Source organism: Neolewinella persica DSM 23188, from assembly GCF_000373105.1.
GTDB classification, from domain to species: Bacteria; Bacteroidota; Bacteroidia; order Chitinophagales; family Saprospiraceae; genus Neolewinella; species Neolewinella persica.
In genome coordinates, this window is sequence record NZ_KB890476.1 from 1 (window position 1) to 4,608 (window position 4,608).

5 protein-coding genes are annotated in these 4,608 nt (G+C 35.5%); 1 reads left to right on the forward strand and 4 read right to left on the reverse strand.

What is annotated here, in order from left to right:
- A partial coding sequence (locus B036_RS30995; protein ID WP_020568382.1) for an IS66 family transposase occupies window positions 1–284 on the forward strand: 284 nt, incomplete at its 5' end.
- A gap of 305 nt (window positions 285–589) precedes the next feature.
- On the opposite strand, the gene B036_RS32655 is transcribed toward B036_RS30995, so the two are convergent.
- From B036_RS32655 to B036_RS0124805, 4 genes are all read right to left on the reverse strand, one after another.
- Complete coding sequence (locus B036_RS32655) at window positions 590–1,633, reverse strand: DUF6090 family protein (protein WP_020571436.1); 1,044 nt, start codon at window positions 1,631–1,633, stop codon at window positions 590–592.
- A 92-nt stretch (window positions 1,634–1,725) separates the two neighbouring features.
- The gene (locus B036_RS32660; protein WP_020571437.1) at window positions 1,726–2,469 is read right to left on the reverse strand and encodes a DUF6090 family protein; all 744 of its coding nucleotides are present in this window, start codon (window positions 2,467–2,469) and stop codon (window positions 1,726–1,728) included.
- Window positions 2,470–2,472: 3 nt separating this feature from the next.
- The gene (locus tag B036_RS32665; protein WP_020571438.1) at window positions 2,473–3,579 is read right to left on the reverse strand and encodes a hypothetical protein; all 1,107 of its coding nucleotides are present in this window, start codon (window positions 3,577–3,579) and stop codon (window positions 2,473–2,475) included.
- Window positions 3,576–4,472: a DUF6090 family protein gene (locus B036_RS0124805; protein WP_044103819.1), complete on the reverse strand. Its 897-nt coding sequence runs from the start codon at window positions 4,470–4,472 to the stop codon at window positions 3,576–3,578. The genes B036_RS32665 and B036_RS0124805 overlap by 4 nt, the downstream gene beginning before the upstream one ends.
- Between the last annotated feature and the right edge of the window lie 136 nt (window positions 4,473–4,608).

Consider the following 4,608-nt stretch of genomic DNA (forward strand, 5'->3'; position numbering starts at 1 on the left):
GGCATTACCTGGACGATGGCCGTATTGAAATAGATAACAACTTGATCGAAAACTCCATCCGGCCGCTGGCCCTGGGCCGGAAGAATTATTTATTTGCCGGATCCCATAAGGGCGCTCAACGGGCGGCGATGATGTACAGCTTTTTCGCCAGTTGCAAATATGCTGGCGTTAATCCTTGGGAATGGCTGGCTGACGTCTTAGGCAGGATCGGTGCTCATCCGGTTAATCGGTTGGAGGAGTTGTTGCCGGAGCGGTGGGCGGAAAAACAAGGCGGCGGCCTGTAGTTGCTCGGACGGTTACGAACGAAGTGGTGCCCTGCGCAGTTCTGAAATTTAGAATGTGGTTGAGGCGAAGCCTCAAAAAATATTTGAAATTTCGGAATTGACGCAGACATTATGTTGGCGGAAGGGCTGCGCAGCGCATTTCCGCTGACTTAATGCGCAGGGCACCACTTCGTTGGAGTGGAAGTCGGAGCGCAGCGGAGACTTTCACTCCAACGGGAGTGGAAACGCAGTAGCCGACCTTGTGGAGGTTATTGTCGATTTCCACATTGTTAGCCTTTTGTTATTTTTTTGAGATATTTCATCCTTTAATCAATTTTTATAAACTTATGATTACCCCTAGGGTGATTATCGTTAAGACCGATAATATTCTGGTTCTCATCCCTAATAAAACTCAATGGTACTTTGTTTCCCTCAACAAGTAATTCTAAAGAAACAAACTCATCCGGCACAGTCATATAAAATGATTTATTCCAATTTCTCCAAGAAGGGATAGTCATTAAGTAGTTTTCTTCAACCGAAATTTCCATCGTCATTGTAGCAGCAGCCCTTTCTTCCGTTTCTTGCATTTTGTATTCATATGTACCCACATATTCTTGAAGTTGTTCTGCTGGAATAAAGTGCCCCAGCTCCTTGTCAATATTTACGGACAAGCTTTTCATTCTCGAAATGACCTTTTGGTACCTACGCACTATGCCTTCTCGACTGTGGACAATAAGGTCGAGATATTTTAACAATTCTTTCCGCTCAATGTCACTTAACATTGGGGTGGATGTGCTGATTAACTTACCTTTATCGTCAAATTCTATATAAGGATATAATTTACTTATTAACCTACCATAGTTTGAATAAGAGAGATCTCTGGATTGACGAGAAGTATTGTTTTCAATAATTGTGTAATAGTAATCATAGAGTTCCACTATCTGGACACGTAACGAATCATTCTTTATCGTTTTCAAACCACTTGATTTCAAGGATTCATAACCCGACTTATTAATGACCGGATCAAAATTATTAAAAAGGTAATTATAGAGTTCCGATAGAGAATCTTGATTAGTCTCCTTTTTATGGATAAAATTGCGAAGTAGGTCGCTTGCCAATATTGCCTCTTTGTTACCATATACATTACTTTCAAAATCGTTAAGGTCTCTCCAAATTCCGTTTCTAATTTCGGATAATATTTTTTGTTCAGACACCTTATTATTGGTAGTATCTTTCCAATTATTAACCTGCAATGCCATTAAGATACCAATCATGACAAGTACTATCTCACCGATGGCGTAAAGTAAATATTTACTGAACTTGTTTTCAATCAGTAATCTTTGGCGAATCTTTCTAAAGAATTTTATCATTGACTTTCTTTTTTCTAATGAAAGCTAATATTTTGTATATGCGTAGAGCGCCCGCTTAGGGAGTATTTCCGCATACACGCTGTTGCATTTTATTATTTGTTCAATTCTTTTTCTATCTGTGTTTTTAAATCTAACAAAGACGTTTTCATTTTTTCTAACCAAAACTTATAATTGGCAAGTCTAATACGTTCTAAATTGTAAAGCAGTAGAAAATCCTGATTATTTAGTATATCTCTGTCTTTTAAGTCTCTACGAAGGAATTTACTTTGGTTTGTTGGCTGCGTTCGTTTTAGGTAAAAAAGGATCGGTTTTATTTGATTAAGTTCAGGGGCAAATTCATCATTTATATTATTGGAAAAGTTAGCGGCTGTTGGTAGTTCAAAAGCATAAACGTTATTAATTGCTGATCTTAAAGAATCATTAGTAATTAATTCCAAACCACTTGATTTAAGCGCTTCATAAGGACCATTATCAAATAGCAGAACAACGTTTTGACTTGCTTTTCTATAGAAATGAAGAAAGAGAGAATCCTGAATTGTTTCGGCACCAAGTATATAAGTCTCTAAACTGTCTAACCCTTGTTGTTTTCTTTCGATTAGTCGGTCAACAAGATCTTCATTATATTTTAAGTCTTTATTTATAGAGTTAAGAACCTCATTTAAAATGAGAGATTCTCTTTGATGGTTTTTATTTCCTTCATTCCAATTATTAATTTGAAGCGCAATCAATATCCCAATCACTACGAGTACAATTTCTCCAATGGCATAAAGTAAATATTTACTGAACTTATTTTCAGAAAGCATTTTTTGTCTAATTTTTCTAAAGAATTTTATCATTGGTTAGTTTATTGAGTTACCTTTTCTAATATTTTTTTTATACACATTCTCACCTCTACCTTGCTTAAGAGAAACGATATTACCTTTGTCATCTATCTCAAAAATTATGTTCCCAAATGAGTCCGAGACCACATTAAAAAAAACTTCTTGTGTTTTAGGGAATAGGTCTACCTCTTTCGTGTTTTTGTAAATAGTAATCTTTTCTGGTGTTAGATTTTTAGATTTTTCAATAGCATAATTCAGTTCTAAGAAATCATCCTTCACACGAATTTCAATGGTGGTTCGCACCCCATTTTGTGCTACACTTAGATAATCGCCTTCATACTTTTCTAAGGTCTTCTTGGGAAGGTATATCATATAATTGCGGACGAATTCAGGTAGAGGTTGATCATTCCTCAAAACCTTGTATATAGCTATATAGCATCGGAAAGCCATATTTTCATATCTAGTTAAGGCTCTTCTCTGGCCCGAAGAATACATTTTATATCGAAGAATTCTGTTTTTATAGGATATGTCATTTAGCACATAATTAAGGTATTCTTCACTAGGGGCAAAAGAATATATTTCACTAAACCAAGATTTATTTTCTGATAAATACTTTACGTAATCAAAGGAAAGCGATTCTATAACTTCATCCTTTTCATTAAGGTTAGGTTGTTTATCCAAGTAAAGTTCATTGAGGTTTTTCATGAGGGGTTTAAACCGTAAAGGGATATTATCTATATAATTCGTAAGATTTTTATACCCATTATCTGAAAAATCCATTTTTTTCGACCCAATCATAATCCGCCTATAATCCATATCCAAACTGTAATCTTCTCTGGTGACATTATCATTTATAACTAACCTGATTAGAGAATCAGTTTTAAATGCCCGCTTTGCATTTTCAGAAGCTTGTTCTATATCATCTTCCAAGCCTATTAAGATCTCTTCAAAAAGAGCTGCTATCTTAGCTTCATGTTTTCTTTCTTGACTACGGTTATTTATTGCCAATGCCAATAATATTCCTATAATAACCAAGGTTATTTCTCCAATGGCGTAAAGTAAATATTTACTGAACTTATTTTCAGTTAGTAATCTTTGACGAATCTTTCTAAAGAATTTTATCATTCGTCATATTTTTTGAGTTCTATTTGAACGCTGTCTTTAATCTTATTGACACGTGATAGGTGTACTTTATATACGTTAAATATTTTATACCATGTATTGACTTGATTTGAAATTTGATTAATAAAAAGTTCGTCTTTAGTCATGGCATCAAAATCATAGGAAACGGAAACTTTAGATGAATCAGTATCCACATTTTGTATGTGGTAACGCGTGTATTTTTCCATTACATCCATGTTATTATTATAAGCATTAAGATAGCTTTGATTTATTGTAATTATAAAATCGCGACCATCTGATAAATTGGAAAATGCCGTTCTCAACGACTCATTTTTGATAAGACCTAAATCACCAGAACTCAGCATTTCATCATAAGCAGTTGGAGTTTGAATGGCGATTTGAAATTTATAGTAGTTTGCTAAATGTCGTTCAAAGACTTTTTGCTTTGAGGATGGAAGTTCTTTTGCTTCTAAAACTTCTAACGCCACTAATGCATCATGGTACTTTAGATCTGATCTCCTCAAGGAACCATTTACATCTTCATATACATTATCAAGATCGACCTTTAGGCGTTTTAAATAATCGTATGATTTTAATTGTGATTTTCTGTTTTCATTCCAATTGTTTATCTGAAGTGCAATGAGGATACCAATTACTACAAGAACGATTTCACCAATTGCATAAATCAGATATCTGCTGACTTTATTTTCAGAGAGTAGTTTTTGCCTAATTTTTCTAAAGAATTTTATCATTGGTTTATCTTTGTTTCTAATGAAGGCTAACAACACGCTACCCGCCAACATGCGTAAACAGCAACTATCTGCCTCCCCAAACATACGCAAATCCAACCAAATCCCGCAGTGTTTACGCAACCTATTCAAAACAGCATCATTCATTGTCGGGTACCGGCGGGTTNTCGTTAACGAAGCATTATCCTGCAGTGTTTACGCAACGCCAACCAGCGGTCATTACTCCTTTTTCAGGCGGTCCAGCGGGCTTACGATCCGCGCGCTTTCTTCGTTGCTTACGTGC

Coding starts and splice junctions, on each gene's coding strand:
- B036_RS32655 (WP_020571436.1), bottom strand. CDS start 1,633: ATGATAAAATTCTTTAGAAAGATTCGCCAAAGATTACTGATTGAAAAC.
- B036_RS32660 (WP_020571437.1), bottom strand. CDS start 2,469: ATGATAAAATTCTTTAGAAAAATTAGACAAAAAATGCTTTCTGAAAAT.
- B036_RS32665 (WP_020571438.1), bottom strand. CDS start 3,579: ATGATAAAATTCTTTAGAAAGATTCGTCAAAGATTACTAACTGAAAAT.
- B036_RS0124805 (WP_044103819.1), bottom strand. CDS start 4,472: ATGAATGATGCTGTTTTGAATAGGTTGCGTAAACACTGCGGGATTTGG.